15 protein-coding genes and 1 pseudogene are annotated in these 17,680 nt (G+C 73.7%); 9 read left to right on the forward strand and 7 right to left on the reverse strand.

Translation table 11 applies throughout. The features are described 5' to 3' along the window. The first annotated feature begins 49 nt into the window (after positions 1 to 49). Positions 50 to 481, forward strand: a complete 432-nt coding sequence (locus AC3IYJ_RS13040) for a hypothetical protein (protein WP_489401466.1) — start codon at positions 50 to 52, stop codon at positions 479 to 481. Here the strand turns inward: AC3IYJ_RS13040 and AC3IYJ_RS13045 are convergent. From AC3IYJ_RS13045 to AC3IYJ_RS13055, 3 genes are all read right to left on the reverse strand, one after another. Continuing rightward, a complete protein-coding gene (locus AC3IYJ_RS13045) occupies positions 478 to 2,583 on the reverse strand; it encodes a molybdopterin oxidoreductase family protein (RefSeq protein WP_489401467.1) in 2,106 nt (701 codons plus the stop codon). The two genes, AC3IYJ_RS13040 and AC3IYJ_RS13045, sit on opposite strands and share 4 nt — an antisense overlap. A gap of 151 nt (positions 2,584 to 2,734) precedes the next feature. Next, positions 2,735 to 3,496 carry a glucose 1-dehydrogenase gene (locus AC3IYJ_RS13050; RefSeq protein WP_489401468.1) on the reverse strand — a complete coding sequence of 254 codons (762 nt, stop codon included), beginning with the start codon at positions 3,494 to 3,496 and terminating at the stop codon, positions 2,735 to 2,737. A 77-nt stretch (positions 3,497 to 3,573) separates the two neighbouring features. After that, on the reverse strand, positions 3,574 to 4,284 hold the full coding sequence (locus tag AC3IYJ_RS13055) for a SanA/YdcF family protein (protein WP_489401469.1): 711 nt from the start codon (positions 4,282 to 4,284) through the stop codon (positions 3,574 to 3,576). A 252-nt stretch (positions 4,285 to 4,536) separates the two neighbouring features. On the opposite strand from AC3IYJ_RS13055, the pseudogene AC3IYJ_RS13060 reads away from it, so the two are divergent. The 4 genes and pseudogenes from AC3IYJ_RS13060 to dnaG all read left to right on the forward strand — a co-directional run bounded on the left by AC3IYJ_RS13060 (position 4,537) and on the right by dnaG (position 10,093). After that, a pseudogene (locus AC3IYJ_RS13060) lies at positions 4,537 to 5,396 on the forward strand (sirohydrochlorin chelatase). 66 nt (positions 5,397 to 5,462) lie between these two features. Further along, positions 5,463 to 6,785, forward strand: coding sequence for a deoxyguanosinetriphosphate triphosphohydrolase (locus tag AC3IYJ_RS13065; protein WP_489401470.1), 1,323 nt, complete (start codon positions 5,463 to 5,465; stop codon positions 6,783 to 6,785). A 93-nt stretch (positions 6,786 to 6,878) separates the two neighbouring features. Beyond that, a complete protein-coding gene (locus tag AC3IYJ_RS13070; protein WP_489401471.1) occupies positions 6,879 to 8,153 on the forward strand; it encodes an NAD(P)/FAD-dependent oxidoreductase in 1,275 nt (424 codons plus the stop codon). Between the two features lie 35 nt (positions 8,154 to 8,188). Beyond that, on the forward strand, positions 8,189 to 10,093 hold the full coding sequence (gene dnaG, locus AC3IYJ_RS13075) for a DNA primase (protein WP_489401472.1): 1,905 nt from the start codon (positions 8,189 to 8,191) through the stop codon (positions 10,091 to 10,093). A gap of 10 nt (positions 10,094 to 10,103) precedes the next feature. On the opposite strand, the gene AC3IYJ_RS13080 is transcribed toward dnaG, so the two are convergent. Continuing rightward, positions 10,104 to 10,529 carry a gamma-glutamylcyclotransferase family protein gene (locus AC3IYJ_RS13080; RefSeq protein ID WP_489401473.1) on the reverse strand — a complete coding sequence of 142 codons (426 nt, stop codon included), beginning with the start codon at positions 10,527 to 10,529 and terminating at the stop codon, positions 10,104 to 10,106. 179 nt (positions 10,530 to 10,708) lie between these two features. Between AC3IYJ_RS13080 and AC3IYJ_RS13085 the strand changes: the two genes are divergently transcribed. The 4 genes from AC3IYJ_RS13085 to AC3IYJ_RS13100 all read left to right on the forward strand — a co-directional run bounded on the left by AC3IYJ_RS13085 (position 10,709) and on the right by AC3IYJ_RS13100 (position 14,178). Beyond that, the gene (locus AC3IYJ_RS13085) at positions 10,709 to 11,404 is read left to right on the forward strand and encodes a hypothetical protein (protein ID WP_489401474.1); all 696 of its coding nucleotides are present in this window, start codon (positions 10,709 to 10,711) and stop codon (positions 11,402 to 11,404) included. Continuing rightward, positions 11,401 to 12,675 carry an ATP-binding protein gene (locus tag AC3IYJ_RS13090; RefSeq protein ID WP_489401475.1) on the forward strand — a complete coding sequence of 425 codons (1,275 nt, stop codon included), beginning with the start codon at positions 11,401 to 11,403 and terminating at the stop codon, positions 12,673 to 12,675. Before AC3IYJ_RS13085 ends, AC3IYJ_RS13090 begins: the two co-directional genes overlap by 4 nt. Positions 12,676 to 12,878: 203 nt before the next feature. Next, positions 12,879 to 13,427, forward strand: a complete 549-nt coding sequence (locus AC3IYJ_RS13095) for a GVDTG sorting domain-containing protein (protein ID WP_489401476.1) — start codon at positions 12,879 to 12,881, stop codon at positions 13,425 to 13,427. A 130-nt stretch (positions 13,428 to 13,557) separates the two neighbouring features. Next, a complete protein-coding gene (locus AC3IYJ_RS13100) occupies positions 13,558 to 14,178 on the forward strand; it encodes a class F sortase (protein WP_489401477.1) in 621 nt (206 codons plus the stop codon). On the opposite strand, the gene AC3IYJ_RS13105 is transcribed toward AC3IYJ_RS13100, so the two are convergent. From AC3IYJ_RS13105 to AC3IYJ_RS13115, 3 genes are all read right to left on the reverse strand, one after another. Continuing rightward, on the reverse strand, positions 14,172 to 15,116 hold the full coding sequence (locus tag AC3IYJ_RS13105; RefSeq protein ID WP_489401478.1) for a class I SAM-dependent methyltransferase: 945 nt from the start codon (positions 15,114 to 15,116) through the stop codon (positions 14,172 to 14,174). The two genes, AC3IYJ_RS13100 and AC3IYJ_RS13105, sit on opposite strands and share 7 nt — an antisense overlap. A gap of 22 nt (positions 15,117 to 15,138) precedes the next feature. Further along, complete coding sequence (locus AC3IYJ_RS13110) at positions 15,139 to 15,915, reverse strand: sulfite exporter TauE/SafE family protein (RefSeq protein WP_489401479.1); 777 nt, start codon at positions 15,913 to 15,915, stop codon at positions 15,139 to 15,141. A gap of 453 nt (positions 15,916 to 16,368) precedes the next feature. Continuing rightward, a complete protein-coding gene (locus tag AC3IYJ_RS13115; RefSeq protein WP_489401480.1) occupies positions 16,369 to 17,664 on the reverse strand; it encodes a ferredoxin reductase family protein in 1,296 nt (431 codons plus the stop codon). Positions 17,665 to 17,680: the final 16 nt, after the last annotated feature.

Genomic DNA, 17,680 nt, shown 5'->3' on the forward strand with positions numbered 1-17,680 from the left:
GGACGAGGCCACCCGGACCGAGAAGGGACTGCCCCGCACCTTGCTGCCGGTGGCGGGTGACGACGTACGCCAGCAGGCGGTCTTCGATCCTTCGCTGAAGCACTTCGCGCGCGGCTACCGGGCCGGCGTTCCGGTCTTCGACGACCCGGAGCGGACTGCCGCCTGGGCGCGGGCCTGGAAGCTGCTGTGGCTGGTCAGCGACGCCCATCCGCAGGGCAAGGACCTCTACGACGCCGTGCTGCTGGCCGAGCGCTGCCCGCTGCCGCACGCGCTGCTGGACCAGGTGTTCCGGCTGGCTCCCGAACAGCCGCTGCCCCACCCGGGCGTGAGCATGGAGGACATCGCCGCGTACGGGAACGTCGGCCACGAGTGGGACCACTTCACGGCCGAGTACCCGCAGCTCTCCGGCTCCGAGGAGGAGTACGCCCGGCGGCTGTTGGCGGCGCTGGCGCCGACCTTCGCCGGGGCCCCGGACGCCTAGGCCGGCTCCACCCGGACCGCGCAGACCTTGAATTCCGGCATCCGGGAGACGGGGTCCAGGGCCGGGTTGGTCAGGGTGTTGGCTCGGCCCTCGCCCGGCCAGTGGAAGGGCATGAAGACCGTGTCCGCGCGGATGGTGTCGGTGATGCGGGCCGGGGCCACCGCGCGGCCGCGGCGGGAGGTGACCGCGAGGGGGGCTCCGTCGACCGCGCCGATGCGGGCCGCGAGGCGGGGGTGGAGTTCCACGAAGGGGCCGGGGGCGGCCTCGTTGAGCTCGTCCACCCTGCGGGTCTGCGCGCCCGACTGGTACTGGGCGACCACCCGGCCGGTGGTCAGGAGGAACGGGTACTCGGCGTCCGGGACCTCCGCGGAGTCGCGGTGGACGACGGGGACGAAGCGGGCCCGGCCGTCGTCGGTGGCGAAGCGGTCGAGGAAGAGGCGCTCGGTGCCGGGGTGGGTTTCGTCCGGGCAGGGCCAGAAGACGCCCTGTTCGGCTTCGATGCGGGCGTAGCTGATCCCCGCGTAGTCCGCCGGGCCGCCGGCCGAGGCGCGGCGGAGCTCTTCGAAGACCTCCTCGGGCGAGGTCGGGAAGGCCTTCGGCACGCCCAGCCGGGCGGCCAGTCCGTGCAGGACCTCCAGGTCGCTGCGGACACCCGGGGGCGGGGTCAGGGCCCGGCGGCGGAGCAGGACCCTGCCCTCCAGGTTGGTGGTGGTGCCGGTCTCCTCCGCCCACTGGGTGACGGGGAGGACCACGTCGGCGAGGGCCGCGGTCTCCGAGAGGACGACGTCCGCGACGGCCAGGAAGTCCAGGGAGCGGATGCGGTCCTCGATGTGGCCGGCCCGGGGGGCGGAGACCACCGGGTTGGAGCCCATGAGGAGCAGGGCCCTGACGTCCGTGCCGAGGGCGTCGAGGAGTTCGTATGCGCTGCGGCCGGGGCCGGGGAGGTCCGCGGGGTCGATGCCCCACACCTCGGCGACGTGCGCCCGCGCCGCCGGGTCGGTGAGCTTGCGGTAGCCGGGGAGCTGGTCGGCCTTCTGGCCGTGTTCGCGGCCGCCCTGGCCGTTGCCCTGCCCGGTGAGGCACCCGTAGCCGGAGAGGGGGCGGCCGGCGCGGCCCGTGGCGAGGCAGAGGTTGATCCAGGCGCCGACGGTGTCGGTGCCCTTGGACTGCTGCTCGGGGCCGCGGGCGGTCAGGACCATGGCGGAGGTCGGCTCGCAGAACATCCGCACCGCCTCGCGGAGCTTGGGCACGGGCACGCCCGTGATCCGCTCGACCAGCTCCGGCCAGTGCGCCATCGCGCCCGCGCGGGCCTCCTCCCAGCCGGTGGTGCGCGAAGCGATGAACTCCTCGTCGGTGCGGCCGCCCGCGACGACGAGGTGGAGCAGGCCGAGGGCCAGTGCCAGGTCCGTGCCGGGGCGCGGGGCCAGGTGCAGGTCGGCCTGTTCGGCGGTCCGTGTGCGGCGGGGGTCCACCACGATCAACGTGCCGCCGTTCTCGCGCAGTTCCCGGAAGAACCGCAGGGCGGGCGGCATGGTCTCGGCGGGGTTGGAGCCGACGAGGATGACGCAGCCGGTCCGGGGGATGTCCTCCAGCGGGAAGGGCAGCCCCCGGTCGAGCCCGAAGGCCCGCTGGTGCGCGGCGGCGGCCGAGGACATGCAGAACCGGCCGTTGTAGTCGATCTGCGAGGTCCGCAGGGCGACGCGGGCGAACTTTCCGAGGGCGTACGCCTTCTCGTTGGTCAGCCCGCCTCCGCCGAACACCCCGACCGCGTCGGCCCCGTACGTCCTGCGCGTACGGGCCAGCCCCTCGGCGACGGCGTCGAGGGCCTCCTCCCAAGTGGCCGGCTCCAGCCGCCCGGCGTGGGTGCGGACGAGCGGCTCGGTGAGGCGCACCCGGGAGGAGAGCACTGCGGGGGCCGTGCGGCCCTTGCCGCACAGCGCGCCCAGGTTCACGGGGAAGTCCGCGCGCTCCTCCACCGTCACTGCCGCTCCGCCCGGTTCGGGGCGGAGGTTCATGCCGCACTGCAGCGCGCAGTACGGGCAGTGCGTGGCGGTGACGGCGGAGGAGGCGGTATCGGCCGGTGCGGCTCCCGGGGTGTGCATGCGCCTCACCATGCGTCGCGGGTGTTACGCCCGCCGCCGCGCCCGGTTACGCCTCTTGTACGGGCACCTCAGCGCGGGCCCTGCCGCCCGGTGAGGTACGTCACTGCCCGGTGAGGTGCTGCCCCGGGGAGGTGCTGCCCGCTGAGGTGCGTCACTGGCCGGTGAGGTACTTCACCGTGAGGCCGGCCGTCCAGCCGCCGTCGACGGCCAGCTCGGCGCCGGTCATGTAGCCGGCGGCGTCCGAGAGGAGGAAGGCGACGGCGGCGGCGATCTCCTCGGGAAGGCCGACGCGGCCCAGCGGGGCGCCGGGGTAGTTGCCCTCGCCGGCCTGGATGCCGATCGGGGCGGTCATCGGGGTCAGCGTCATGCCGGGGTGGACCGAGTTGACGCGGATCCCGGCCTCGGCGAGCTCGACCGCGCCGACCTTCGACAGTCCGCGCACGGCCCACTTCGAGGCCCCGTACCCGGCTGTCAGCGCGAGGCCGGTGAGGCCGGCGGCGGAGGAGATGTTGACGATGGAGCCGCCGCCGTTCTCCCGCAGCAGCGGGATCGCGGTCTTGATGCCGATGAAGACGCCGACCAGGTTGATCTCGACGACCCGGCGGAAGTGCTCGACGCTCTCGTGCTCCAGGAACTGGCCGGTGGAGATGCCGGCGTTGTTGACCAGGCCGTCGATGCGGCCGAACTCGGCGACCGCGTACTGCAGTGCCGCCTGCCAGTCGGATTCGCTCGTCACGTCGTGCTTGAAGAAGCGCGCCGAGTCGCCCAGCTTCGCCGCCGTCCCGGCGCCCTCCGCCTCCAGGACGTCGGTGATCAGCACCTTGCCGCCGCCGTCCACGACGGCCTGCGCGGCCGCCGCGCCGAGGCCGCGGGCCCCGCCGGTGATGACGACGACCTTGTCACTCAGATCCACTACAGCCACGGTAACCACGACCCCTGACGCATCAGACAGATTGCCATATGACTAATCGGCATACGCCGACAGCGGCGTCAGTCTGCCAGAGCGGCCAGGGCCCGCGACACCCCCTCCTCCTTCGGGCCCAGGAACTTCGGCTCCGGCTTGAACATCGCGTCCAGGGCCGCCTTGCCCGCCGCGAACACCTCGCGCGTGCCGCCGTAGTACCAGGTCACGTCGTGCGCGTCGTCGACGCCGACCCCGTACGAGTCCACGCCCGCGGCCTCGCACAGGGCGACCGCCCGGCGGATGTGGAAGCCCTGGCTGATGAGCACCGCCCGGTGGACCCCGAAGACCTCCCGGGCCCGGACGCAGGAGTCCCAGGTGTCGAATCCCGCGAAATCGCTGACGATCCGCCCGTCGGGCACGCCGTGGCCGGTCAGGTACGCGCGCATCGCGTCGGGCTCGTCGTACTCGGTGCGGCTGTTGTCCCCGGTGACGAGGACGACCTTGACCTTGCCCGCGCGGTAGAGCTCGACGGCGGCGTCCAGCCGGTTCGCCAGGTACGGGGTCGGGCGGCCGTTCCACAGCCCGGCTCCGAAGACCACCGCCACCTCGGCGGCGGGCGCGTCGGCGGTGGTGCGCAGCCGGGGCGCGGCGGCGGCGTGGGTCCACGCGGAGGGCAGCAGCGCCAGCACGCAGCCGGCCATCACCAGCCGCACGGCCCGCCGCCGGCCCCGTACGGTCCGGGGCACCAGCGCCCCCGGCCGCAGCCGCTCCGTCAGCCGTGTCCCGGTCCCGTGCATGCCCGACCCCCGTGTTGTGCCTGGTTGGTGTTCCGCAGCTCAGGACGCGGAGGAAGATCCCTCGGTTGCCGCGGCCGCTTCGGCCGCCGGGGCCGGTCCTCGCCGGGGCATCCGCCCCGGCGCCGTTCCGCGCCGTCCACCCCCGCCGTTCCGCGCCGTCCACCCCCGCCGTCCATCCTCCTGTGAGCAGGTGGAAAAGACCCGTCACCCCGGCGCAACGCACCGGCAACGTGCGGCGCGCAGGATCGGTTCATGACGGAGCCGGCGCACCCTCCCGAGTCCCTTCCCCTTCAGCCCGCCACCACGGCGGAGCTCCTGACCCGGATCACCGCCCAGCTCGGCACGCAGCTCAGCGGGCTGCGCCCCCGACACCACGGAGCCCTCCCATGCAGCCCACCCTCGTCGCCGTGGCCCACGGCAGCCGTGACCCGCGTGCCCTCCCCGCCGGCGAAGCCCTGCTCGAACGGGTCCGCGAGCTCCGCCCCCGCCTCCGTGTCCGGCTCGGGCACATCGAGCTGAACCAGCCGCTGCTCGACCACACGCTCGAACGGGCCACCGGAGGCGCCGTGCTCGTGCCGCTGCTGCTGGGGCGCGGAACCCACGTCAAGCGGGACCTGCCTGCCGCGGCCGCCCGCGCCGGGCACCTGCGGACCCGGGTCGCGGCCCCCCTCGGCCCGCATCCGCTGCTGGTCGAAGCCCTCTACGAGCGGCTCGTGGAGGCCGGCTGGAGCGCCGGGTCGGCGGTGGTGCTGGCCGCCGCCGGATCGCGCGACCCCGAGTCCGCCGCGGATACGAGGGCCACCGCCGCCCTGCTGTCCGAGCGGCTCGGCGGGGTGCCCGTGGTGGCGGCCTACGCCTCGGCCGCCGCGCCCACCGTGCCCGAGGCGGTACGGGCCCTGGCCGCGCGGGGCTGCCACCGGCCCGCCGTGGCCTCGTACTTCACCGCCCCGGGGCGGTTCGCCTCCGCGAGCGCCGCTGCCGCGCCGGGGGCGGCCGCCGCCCCGCTGGGCGATCATCCGGCGCTGGCCCGCCTGGTGCTCCAGCGCTACGACGAAGCCCTCGCGGAGCGGTACAAGGAGCGGAGCGGACCACTGGAACTGGCCACCGCGTAAAGGGCGTGTTGGTTCCGATTGCTCGGATTGCTCCTCTTGTCGGTGACTCCGGTTACCGTTCGGAGCATGGAAGGCTTGGAAGGCACCACCGCGTCCGCTCGTCCGCCCTACGATTTCGCCGATACCGAGCGCTGGGCCGCCGAGCCCGACAAACGGCCGGGCCGGACCGCCTTCCAGCGCGACCGCGCCCGCGTGCTGCACTCCTCCGCCCTGCGCCGCCTCGCCGGTAAGACCCAGGTGGTCACCCCCGGTACGCGTTCGTACGACTGGGACGCGAGTCCCCGTACGCGCCTGACGCACTCCCTGGAATGCGCCCAGGTCGGCCGCGAGCTCGGCGCCGCGCTCGGCTGCGATCCCGATCTGGTCGAGGCCGCCTGCCTCTCGCACGACATGGGACACCCGCCTTTCGGCCACAACGGCGAGGAGGCACTCAACGAGTTCGCCAAGGACTGCGGCGGCTTCGAGGGCAACGCCCAGTCGCTGCGCCTGCTGACCCGGCTGGAGCCCAAGCGGTTCGTCCCAGATCCGCAGAGCGGCGCGCTCGTCAGCGTGGGGCTCAACCTCACCCGGGCCTGCCTGGACGCCGCAACCAAGTACCCCTGGGCGCGCGGGGACCACCCCACCGACCCCGGGTCGGTGAAGTTCGGCGCCTACGAGGACGACCTGCCGGTCTTCGAGTGGCTGCGCCGCGGCGCGCCCGCCGACCGCAAGTGCTTCGAGGCCCAGGTCATGGACTGGGCCGACGACGTGGCGTACTCCGTCCACGACTTCGAGGACGGCCTGCACGCCGGCCACCTCGACCCGAACCTGCTCTTCGCCGAGCCCGAGCGCACCGTGATCTGGCGGGTGGCGATCGGCCGGTACGTGCCGGCCGACACCGAGCCGGAGGAGCTGCGCGAAGCGCTGGACCGACTGATGGAGCAGGACTGGTGGCCGCACGGGTACGACGGCTCGGCCGTGGCCCAGGCCCGCCTGAAGGACGCCACGAGCCAGCTGATCGGCCGCTTCTGCCTGGCCGCCGAGGGAGCCACCCGGCAGGCGTACGGAACCGGCCGCCTGACCCGGTACGGGGCGGAGCTGGTGGTCCCGCGCGAGGCCCGCAACGAATGCGCCGTCCTCAAGGCGGTCGCCGACCTGTACGTCATGCAGCGCGACGAGCAGGAGCGGATCCGCGCCGATCAGCGGATCGTCCTGGCCGAGCTCGCGGAGGCGCTGAGCGCCCGCGCGCCGGAGGGCCTGGACCCGCAGTTCCGGGCCGTCTTCGACGCCGCGCCGGACGACAAGGCCCGCAAACGTGCGGTGGTCGACCAGATCGCGATGCTCACCGACGCCTCGGCGCGCTCCCTGCACGCCCGGCTCACGATGCGCACGCGACGCGCCGAAGGGTGAGCCGATCGGGCCACTCCCCCTTCACGCGGCAGGCTCAGTGCGGGACGCTCGCATGTGGTCGCATGTGGCGGAGAGGTTATGAGGAGGCATCAGGTGGTCGACGCACACCGGACATTCGTCATCGTCGGCGCAGGGCTTGCCGGAGCTAAGGCGGCCGAGACGCTGAGGTCCGAGGGGTTCACGGGGCGGGTGATCCTCATCGGAGACGAGCGCGACCATCCCTACGAGCGGCCCCCGCTCTCCAAGGGATACCTGGCGGGCAAGGAGGAGCGCGAGAGCGTCTTCGTCCACGAGCCCTCCTGGTACGCGGCCTCCGACATCGAGCTGCACCTCGGCCAGCCGGCGGTCCAGCTCGACCGGGAGGCCAAGAAAGTGGTCCTCGGCGACGGCACGGCGCTGCCCTACGACAAGCTGCTGCTGGCCACCGGCGCGGAGCCGCGCCGGCTGGACATCCCGGGCACCGAGCTGGTCGGGGTGCACCATCTGCGCCGGCTCGCGCACGCCGAACGGCTGCGGGGCGCGCTGGCCGGACTCGGCCGCGACAACGGGCACCTGCTGATCGCGGGCGCCGGCTGGATCGGCCTGGAGGTCGCCGCGGCGGCCCGCGGGTACGGGGCCGAGGTCACGGTGATCGAGCCGGAGGCGACCCCGCTGCACGCGGTGCTCGGTCCGGAGATCGGCCGGCTCTTCGCGGACCTGCACGCCTCGCACGGGGTCCGCTTCCACTTCGGGGCCCGGCTGACCGAGATCGTCGGGCACGACGGGATGGTGCTGGCTGCGCGCACCGACGACGGGGAGGAGCACCCGGCGCACGCGGTCCTCTCGGCGATCGGGGCGGCGCCGCGCACGGCCCTCGCGGAGACCTCGGGTCTGGCCCTGGTGGACCGGGAGCACGGCGGCGGGATCGCCGTGGACGCGTCCCTGCGCACCTCCGACCCGGACATCTTCGCGGTCGGGGACGTGGCCGCGGCGCACCATCCGACGCTGGGGACCCGGCTGCGGGTGGAGCACTGGGCGAACGCCCTGAACGGGGGTCCGGCCGCCGCGAAGGCGATGCTGGGGCAGGAGGTCAGCTACGACCGGGTGCCGTACTTCTTCTCGGACCAGTACGACGTGGGCCTGGAGTACTCGGGGTACGCCCCGGTGGGCGGCTACGACCAGGTGCTGATCCGCGGGGACGTGGGCAAGCGGGAGTTCATCGCCTTCTGGCTGTCGGACGGCCGGGTCCTGGCCGGAATGAACGTCAACGTGTGGGACGTCACCGAGCACATCCAGGCCCTGATCAGGTCGAAGGCGCCCGTAGACCGCGAAAGGCTGGCGGACCCCACCGTTCCGCTTTCTGTCCTGGTACCGGCGGAGGGGGCCTGACGGGATTGTCGGCCCCCGGCCGTAGACTTGCCCGCGTGGCAGGACGGATCAACGACGACGACGTGAAGGCGGTACGGGACGCGGTCCCTATCGACGCCGTGGTCTCGGAGTACCTCCAGCTGCGCAACGCGGGCGGCGGCAACCTCAAGGGCCTCTGCCCGTTCCACGACGAGAAGTCCCCGTCCTTCCAGGTCAGCCCCAGCAAGGGCTTCTACCACTGCTTCGGCTGCCAGGCGGGCGGGGACACCCTCGACTTCGTCATGAAGATCGACCACCTCTCCTTCTCGGAGGCGGTCGAGCGCCTGGCCGGACTGGCCGGCATCACCCTGCGGTACGAAGAGGGCGGCTACACCGCCGGCACCAGCGGCCGCGGGGAGCGCATCCGGCTGGTCGAGGCGCACAAGGCCGCCGCCCTCTTCTACATGGAGCAGCTGGGCAGCGCCGAGGCGGAGATCGGCCGCAAGTTCCTGGCCGAGCGCGGCTTCGACCAGGCCGCGGCCGCGCACTTCAGCGTGGGCTACAGCCCGGCGGGCTGGGACCACCTGACCCGCTTCCTGCGTGGCAAGGGCTTCAGCGACAAGGAACTGATCACCTCGGGCCTGGCCCAGGACAGCCGCAGCGGAAAGCCCATCGACCGCTTCCGCGGCCGCCTGATGTGGCCCATCCGCGACATCAGCGGCGAGGTGGTCGGCTTCGGCGCGCGCAAGCTGCGCGACGACGACAACGGCCCCAAGTACCTGAACACCCCCGAGACCTTGATCTACAAGAAGTCCCAGGTGCTCTACGGCATCGACCTGGCCAAGAAGGAGATCGCGAAGACCTCCCGGGCCGTCGTCGTCGAGGGCTACACCGACGTGATGGCCTGCCACATGGCCGGGGTCACCACCGCGATCGCCACCTGCGGCACCGCCTTCGGCGGGGACCACATCAAGATCCTGCGCCGCCTGCTGATGGACAACGCGACCGCCGAGGTGATCTTCACCTTCGACGGGGACGCGGCCGGGCAGAAGGCCGCGCTGCGCGCCTTCGAGGACGACCAGAAGTTCGCCGCCGAGACCTCCATCACCATCGCCCCGGGCGGCATGGACCCCTGCGACCTGCGCCTGGCGCAGGGCGACGCGGCCGTGGCCGCGCTGGTCGAGGCCCGGACCCCGCTGTTCGAGTTCGCGCTCAAGCACATCGTGGCCCGGCACAACCTGGAGAACCCGGCGGGTCGGTCGGCCGCGCTGGACGAGGCCGCCCCGATCATCAAGAAGATCAAGAACGTCGGGATCCAGCACGAGTCGGCGGTCCAGCTGGCGGGCATGCTGGGCATGCGGGACGAGCAGTTCGTCGTGAAGCGGATCGCCCAGCTCGACCGCTGGGCCCGGGAGCGCGGCAACCAGCCCCAGAAGGGCCGGGGCGGCAAGTCCGGCCACGGGTACGAGGACATCCCCGCGCCCGCCGCCGCACCCGCGGGCCCCGCTCTGAACCTGCGCAGCCCGGCCGCCCGCACCGAGCGGGAGCTGCTCAAGCTGGCGCTCCAGCGCCCGGCCCTGGTCTCCCCCGCCTTCGACGCGTACGGGATGGACGAATTCACCGCACCGCCCTACGCGGCCGTCCGCCAGGCCATCCAGGACGCCGGCGGAGCCTCCCTGGGCACCGAGGACTATCTGACCCGGGTCCGGGAAGCCGCTCCGAACGACACCGTCCGCGCGCTCGTCACCGAGCTCGTGGTCGAAGCCATCCACGCGAAGACGGTCGACGAGATCTACGCCGGGGTCCAGCTGGTCCAGGTCCGGCTGCGCGCCGTCGACCGCCGGGTGCACGAGATCCAGGGCACGATGGCCCGCCTGGGCCACCAGGGCTCCCCGGAGCAGCTGGCGGCGGTCCAGGAAGAGCTCTGGGTCCTCCAGCAGTACGGCCAGCGCCTGCGCAACCGGGGCGCGGAAGGCCTGTAGAGCCCCCGCTCTAGCCGCGGCGCAGCCAGTCGCCGCCGGGGATCTCGGTGCCCGAGTCCGCCAGGCGGCGGGCCAGGGGCGGGGCCGCCAGGTAGACCCAGGCGCGGACGGCGGTGCCGTCGGGGCGCAGGGCCTCGCGGGCGGAGCGGTCGTAGATGTTGGCGGGGCTTCCCGGGCCCTCGTACTCCTCCAGCAGGTCCAGCGCGGCAAGGAGTTCCCCGTACGCCCCCGGGACCGGGGTGATCAGCTCCCCGGCTATGGCGGAGCCCGGCCGGTCGACGGCGTAGGGGTAGCCGGGGCCCTCGTACAGTGCCGCGTCCGGAAGGCGGGCGGGCTCCTCGGCGGCCGTGCGGCCGCGCAGGAAGAGGTCGTGGTTGACCTCGCCGGGCCGCAGGGTCCCGTAGACGAAGAAGGGAAGCTCCTCCCGTTCCGTCACGGGTACGGGTACCGGTGCCGGTCTCGTACTTTCGCCCCGGTCCTCCGGCCGATCGACCGATGCCATACAGCCCTCCCTCGACTCACACTGGACAGTCCACCACGTCGCCCGACGCCCGTGACCGACGCCGTTCACCGTCAGTGTCCCCCCTCCCCACCACCTCACGGTTCTGGCCCCCCATGTCTCGACTGACCCGCCGCAGCCTCCTCGCCGCGGCCCTGCTCTGCGTCGGTCTCGGCGGCTGCGCCGCACCGGGCGGACTCGGCCGCAGCGAGCCCGCGCCGCCGGTCTCGGCCCAGCCGCAGGCGAAGCCGCTGTGGCCGATGTGGACCGAGGAATCGCCGGCGGCGGGCGGGGCGGCCGTATCCAGCCAGGTCCCTCCGCCCTCACCCCTCGACGGTGCACCCCCGGTGGGTCCGCAGGGCATCGAGAAGGTCGACGTACGGGCCGTCCTGTACGCGGACCGGCAGATGAGGCAGTTCGCCAGGAGCACGGACATCCCGTCCCCGGGCCGTCCGGGGCTCCGGCCCGCCCGGTACAAGGACGTCACCGGTGACGGGAAGGACGAGCTGATCGTCGCCGGGGACACCGAGACCGGCCGCTCGATGCTCGCCGTGTACACCGCGGTCGACGGGAAGATCCTGCCGATCCTGCGCACCAGCGGGCGCCGGCTGAGCCCCGAGACCGTGGGCACCGACCTGCTGGTGCGCACCGCGGACGACGACGGTTCCGCGCACGCCGTCCGCTACCACTGGGACGGGGTGCGGATGGTCGTGGTCAGCGACGAGAAGCGCTTCGGCAACGCCATCTCCGGCGCCGAGGAGTGCGCGGCGCAGCCGGCGCCCACCTCCGGGAAGGGCAGTGGCCCGCGGTGAAGTCGGCCCTGCTCCGCTGCCGCCTGCTCGTGCGCGCCCTCGGCCTGCGCTGGAAGATCTCCGTGCTGCTCGCCGTCGGCTGCTCGCTCGTCGCCGTCACCATCGGCGTCCTGATCCACGAGGCCCGCGTCCGCCAGGTCGCCGAGGCCGCCCGGCAGAGCGCCACCGCGCAACTGGTGCGCGTACGGCAGGTCTACGAGCTCACCGGCCAGCTGGACTTCGACAAGGTCGGCGAGGCCGACGCCCGGATCGACTGCCCCAACCTCCCCGAGCCGCTGCGCAGGGCGGCCCTCGCCGGGGAGCGCACCACCTACCTCGACCTGGACGGCCCCCGCCCGGCCGTCTGGGCCGCCCGGCCGGTCGGCGGCGACCAAGTGCTCTCCGTACGCCAGTCGCTCGCCTCCGACCAGGAGGAACTGCGCGATCTCGACCAGCAGTTGGTCGCCTCCGGAGCGGTGGTCGTCACCCTGGCCGCGTTCGGCGGATCGCTGCTCGCGAGTCGGCTGAGCAAGGACCTGCGGTCGGCGGCGGAGACGGCCCGGCGGATCAGCGCGGGCGAACTGGACGCCCGGATCGGGCCTTCGGGGGTGCCCGGAACCCGCAACGAAGTCGCGGCGCTGTCCTCGGCCGTGGACACGATGGCGGCGAGCCTGCAGCGGCGGCTGGTGGCCGAGCAGCGGTTCACCGCGGACGTGGCGCACGAGCTGCGGACCCCCCTGACCGGATTGCACACGGCCGCCGAACTGCTGCCCTCGGGCCGGCCCACCGAGCTGGTGCGCGACCGGGTCGCGGCGCTGCGGACGCTGACGGAGGACCTCCTGGAGGTGGCCCGGCTGGACGCGGACCGCGAGGAGGCCCAGCTCGACGTCCACCCGCTGGGGCCACTGGTGGAGTCGATCACCCGGCGTTCGGGGGTGGCGGCGACGGTACGGGGCGCGGACGGCGGGAGCGACGTGCGCACGGACGTGCGCAGGCTGGAACGGATCCTGACGAACCTGCTGGTCAATGCCCACAGGCACGGCGGGGCGACGATCATCGTGACGGTGGCGGGGAACACGGTGACGGTCCTCGACCGGGGGCCGGGCTTCCCCGAGCACCTGCTGCGCGACGGGCCCCAGCGGTTCCAGACGGGCACGGCCGAACGCGGCCAGGGCACGGGGCTCGGCCTGACCATCGCCCTGGGCCAGGCCCAGGTCATCGGAGCCCGGGTCACCCTCGCGAACGCCGCACCCGCGGGCGCCTCGGCCACGATCACCCTGCCCCCGGCGTAGGGATCCGCCGGGGGCGCCCCGGGCAGGGCGCGGTCACCCGGACGGGGTGGGGGCACACGGATGGCCGCCTCGCAGGCGCTGAGCTGCGCAAACGACTCCGCTCAGGACGACCGGCGGCGAATCTGACAGGACATCAGCAGGCGCCCGGTCGCCACCGCCGGTTACCTCGGTAACACGACCCCGTGTCCACCAGGAGACCCACCATGCGCCGACGCACCGCCCACGTGCTCACCGCCACCGCGCTGACCGCTCTCGCGTTCGCCGGGCCGGTGGCGGGCGCGGTCGCCGCCGCGGACCTGGGGATGGCGGCCTTCGCGCCCGGTGACTTCGCCCCCCTGGAGGTGTGGCCCAAGTCCGCCCCGCCCGGCACCACCGTCACGGTGAACACCCGTGCCTGCGGCCCCGACAGCCATGCCGAGGGCGATGCCTCCACCGTCGGCGGCGGCCGCTTCAAGCTGGCCCCGGGGACCCACAAGGAGGTGGTCGTGGGACAGTTCCAGGTCGGCCACTCGGTCCACCCGGGCACCTACGGCATCGGCGCCACCTGCGCGAACGGCAAGTTCGCCACCGGCGACCTGACCGTCACCGAACACGACCGCGGCCCGCAGGGCCACGTCCGTACCGGGGTGGGCGGTGGCACGACCACCACCACCGACCCCGCCAAGATCACGGCGGGAGTGGCAGTGCTGGCCACCACCGCCGTCGGCGGTATCTGGCTCCTGCGTCGCCGGGCGAGCGGCACGCAGAGCTGACGGACGCCCACCGCGGCCCCGGCCGCGGTCCGACCGGTACCGCCTCCCGTCGCCCGGCCCCGCGAGGTCCCCCCCGTACGCGGGGCCGGGCGACGGACAGTCACCGAAGCGCCAACGGCAAGGGGGCCGTATGGAAGCAGGCCGAGCCCACCGCGGCGGGCTCGTCGCACTCGCCGCCTGCATCGGCGTCTGGCTCATCAGCAGCGGCTCCGGCGAACAGGTCCGGCCCCCGCTGCCCTCCCCCGGCGAGGCGCTGAGCGCCCAGGCGCAGTACCCCGGATCCATCTCCCCGCTCCCCGGCTCCCCGCCCACCCGGATCCGGATCCCGTCCATCCGGGTGGACGCCCCGCTCATGGGGCTCGGCCTGCAGTCCGACGGCAGCCTCGAAGTGCCGCCGCCCGCCCGCCGGGACCTGGCCGGCTGGTACCGCGACGGCACCACCCCGGGCGCCACGGGCACCGCGGTCGTCGCGGGACACGTGGACAACGCCACCGGACCGGCGGTCTTCTACCACCTCGGCGCGCTGCGCCGCGGGGCCCTGATCGAAGTGGCCCGCACCGATGGGCGTACGGCCGTGTTCACCGTCCACGCGGTGGAGGTCTACGACTCCAAGGCCTTTCCCGACGCCCGCGTCTACGGGCCTTCGCCGCGCGCCGAGCTCCGCGTCATCACCTGCGGCGGCGGCTTCTCGCCGCGCACCGGCTACCAGGGCAACGTGGTCGTCTTCGCCCACCTCACCGGCACCTACTGACCCGCGTCGCCGCCCGCGCCGAACCGCTCCGCTCCCACCAGCCGCCGGGCGGACGGCCCCAGGGCCTCGCGCAGCGGGGCCTCCAGCTCCGGCCGGATGCCGATGACCGGGCGCATGACGGTGCGGAAGGGATTGGCGGGCCGGCGGGGTGCGTGGACCAGGGGCCGGATGCCAGGGATGGTGGCGGCGCGCAGCAGCGTCTCGTCGGAGTGGGCGCGCAGGGCGGAGACGAACCCGTCGTGGCGGGCGAGCGGATCGCGCGTGCGGGCCCGGTGGTGCATCCAGGAGCCGACGGGGGCAAGCCGGGTGGCGGCGATGTCGTAGTGGCAGAAGGCGAGGGCCGGCGAGTCGGCCTGGGCCTGGAAGAACTCCGTGAGTTCGGGGCCGCGGTAGTGGCGCAGCACTCCGGTGGAGACGTAGACGGTGGCCACCTCCGGGAGGTCGAAGGCGTTGCCGTGGACGAACCGGCAGTCGAGCCCCTCGGAGCGGGCCAGCCGGTCGGCCTCGGCGACCATCGCGGCGTCGAGGTCGACCCCGATGAGTTCCACCCCGGATCCCAGGGCGCCGGTGGCGGCGAGCCGGCGGACGAGGTGGCCGAGCCCGCAGCCGATGTCGACGAGGCGGAAGCGGCCTCGACGTCCGGCCAGCTCGCGGATGGTTTCGAAGACCGGGCCGAGTATCCGTGCCAGTTCTTCGTCGAGGCGCAGTTCCTCGCTCAGCCGCTGCGTCCCCGTCCGGGCGCCGATCAGCAGGCGGTCCACGGCAAGGGGATCGAGTACGTCGTCGGGGCCGGCCGGCAGTTCCGCGACGAGTCGGGCCCCTCGCTGGTCACCGCATTCCGTGAGCCTGCGGACCACGTCGCCCCGGCGCACCGGCAACCGGGCGAGACTGTGCGGGTCGGTGACGGTGATCAGGTCTGATATTTCGAGGCGTGGCACGCCACGAACCTTACGCCCCAGGTCAGCCCCACTGTTCGAGGCCCAGCTTGATGACCAGGGCCCCGACCACCGTCAGGAGGACCCCTCGGACGAACCCGCTCCCCTTCTTCAGCGCCATCCGGGCGCCGAGCATGCCGCCGGCGAGGTTGAAGACGGCCATCAGCGCGGCCAGCTGCCACAGGACCATGCCCTGGTAGGCGAACATGGCGAGCGCCCCGGCGTTGGTGCACACGTTGACGATCTTCGCGGTGGCGGAGGCGGTGACCAGGTCGAGGTGGAGCAGGGCGGTCAGGGCCAGCACGAGGAAGGTGCCCGTGCCGGGGCCGATGAGGCCGTCGTAGAACCCGATGCCCAGACCGGCCAGGGCGATGGCCAGCAGCACGCGTTGGCGGCTGACCGGGGTGGCGCCGGGGGCGGTGCCGAAGGCGGGCCGGAAGACGACGAAGCCCGCGACCACCACCAGCACGGCCATGATCAGCGGGCGCATGGCGTCCTTGCTGATCCCGCCGGCCAGGGCGGCTCCGCCCATCGAGCCGATGAGGGCGGCCAGCCCGATGCGGACAGCCAGTTTCACGTCCACCTTGGTGTTGCGCAGGTAGGTGACGGCCGCGCCCGAGGTACCGACGATGGCCACGGCCTTGTTGGTGCCGAGGACGGTGGCGGGGTGGGCGTTCGGAAGGCCGAGCAGCAGGGCGGGCAGGAGCAGCAGGCCGCCTCCGCCCACGACGGCGTCGATCCAGCCGGCCGCCGCGGCGGCCACGCACAGGGTGATGATCATGGTTGTCGATATGTCAGGCACGGCCCGACCCTACGGAGCCATTGGCTGTAGCAGCCATCAATCCCGGGAAACTTGCGCAAAGGTTGAGCTTCGGCCGGAAGGCACCCGATCCGGGGCCACCGGAGCCGCCGGGTCCACCACCACCGTCAGCACGCTCGCGGCCAGCACGCTGGCCAGCCCGAGCCCGGCCACCAGCCGCCGCGCGGGCGGTACGGAGCCCAGCGCGGCCCGCACGACGTGCGCCGGGGAGGTACGCGGCCTGCGGTGGCGGGGCACCGTCAGCCCGTCCGGCGTTCGAGGACCGGGGTCCGGGGCGGAGCCCCGGCTGGGGGTCCCCCCGGACGGAGTCTGGGGGATGGGCGAAGGGCGGGTAGGGGACAAGCCCCGCGCAGCGGAAACGGACACGGTCAGGGCGACGTGCAGCGGGTGACGCATGGTGCGGCGACCTCTCGGAAGCGGGGAATCGGATCGGGATCAGAAGCTGAAGCACTCCGAGTGGATCCGCCCGGCCGGCACCCCGGCCCGCAGCAGCGCCGACTGCGTGGCGTCCGCCATCCCCGGCGGCCCGCACAGGTACACGTCGTGCTCCACCAGATCCGGCACCAGCCCGAGCAACGCCCGCGGAGCCAGCGGATCGTAGGCGTCGTCCGAACGCCCCAGCAGGTAGTGCAGCCCCGCCCCGCGTCCGGCGGCGATGGCCTCCAGCTCGGAGCGCAGGACCAGCTGCTCCTCGGCCCCGGCCCGGTAGAGCAGGGTGATGTCCCCGGGCCCGCCGGGCAGCGTCTCGAACAGGGCCCGCATCGGGGTGATCCCGACCCCGCCGGCGATCAGCAGCACCTTGGGCCGGGTCCGCCGGGCGGCGGTCAGCGCCCCGAAGGGGCCGGTGGCGATGACCCGGGTGCCGGGGCGCAGCCTGCGGATCCGGCGGGAGTGGCCGCCGAGGGCCTTCACGGTGATGCGCAGGGTGTCCCCGCGGACCGGCGCCGACAGCGAGAACGGCAGCGCGGTGTGCCACAGCCGGCGCTGGAGGAACCGCCAGCGCAGGAACTGCCCCGGCTCGGCGCGCAGTTCCGAGAGGTGCTCCCCCTGGACCACGACGGAGACCACCCCGGGCCCCTCGACGCGGACCTCGGCGACGCGCAGCGCGTGCCGCAGCGCCTGGCGTACGGGGACCACGGCGCGGTACCAGACGAGCAGAACGGCGACGACGGCGTGCGCGAGGGCCCAGAACCAGGCGACGGGGCGCAGGTCGGGCCCGGCGAGCTGGTGCCCGAAGGCCAGCGCGGCGGCGAGGTAGACCAGCAGATGCACCCCGCGCCAGGTTTCGTGCGGGACCCGGCGGCGTACGGACCGGGCTGAAGTGATGCCGACGGCGGCCAGCATGGCGGTGCCGGCCGCCGCGGCGGTCAGGGCCGGGTAGCCGAGCAGGCCCCGGACTGCGGAGAGGACGTCGATCCCCTCGTGGACGGTGTATCCGCACAGGGCGAGGAGCCCGTGCCCGAAGCAGAGCAGGAGGACGTGGCGGCCGCCCAGCGCGTGCCAGCGGGCGAGCCGGTCGGCGCCGACCCCGTGCTCGACGGCGGGGACCCGGGCCATCAGGAAGAGCAGCACGAGGACCCCGTACCCGGCGAGCAGACCGGACAGGTGGGCGGCGGTCGCGAAGAGGGCGTCGAGCCGGGCCGAGGGGTGCACCTGGGCGGCCCACAGCAGGCTCACGACCCCCGCCCCACCAAGCATCCCGCCCTTGACCCGTACCGCCGCATCTCGCATACGGGCCACGCTAAGG

The organism is Streptomyces sp. GL_140, from assembly GCF_057834465.1.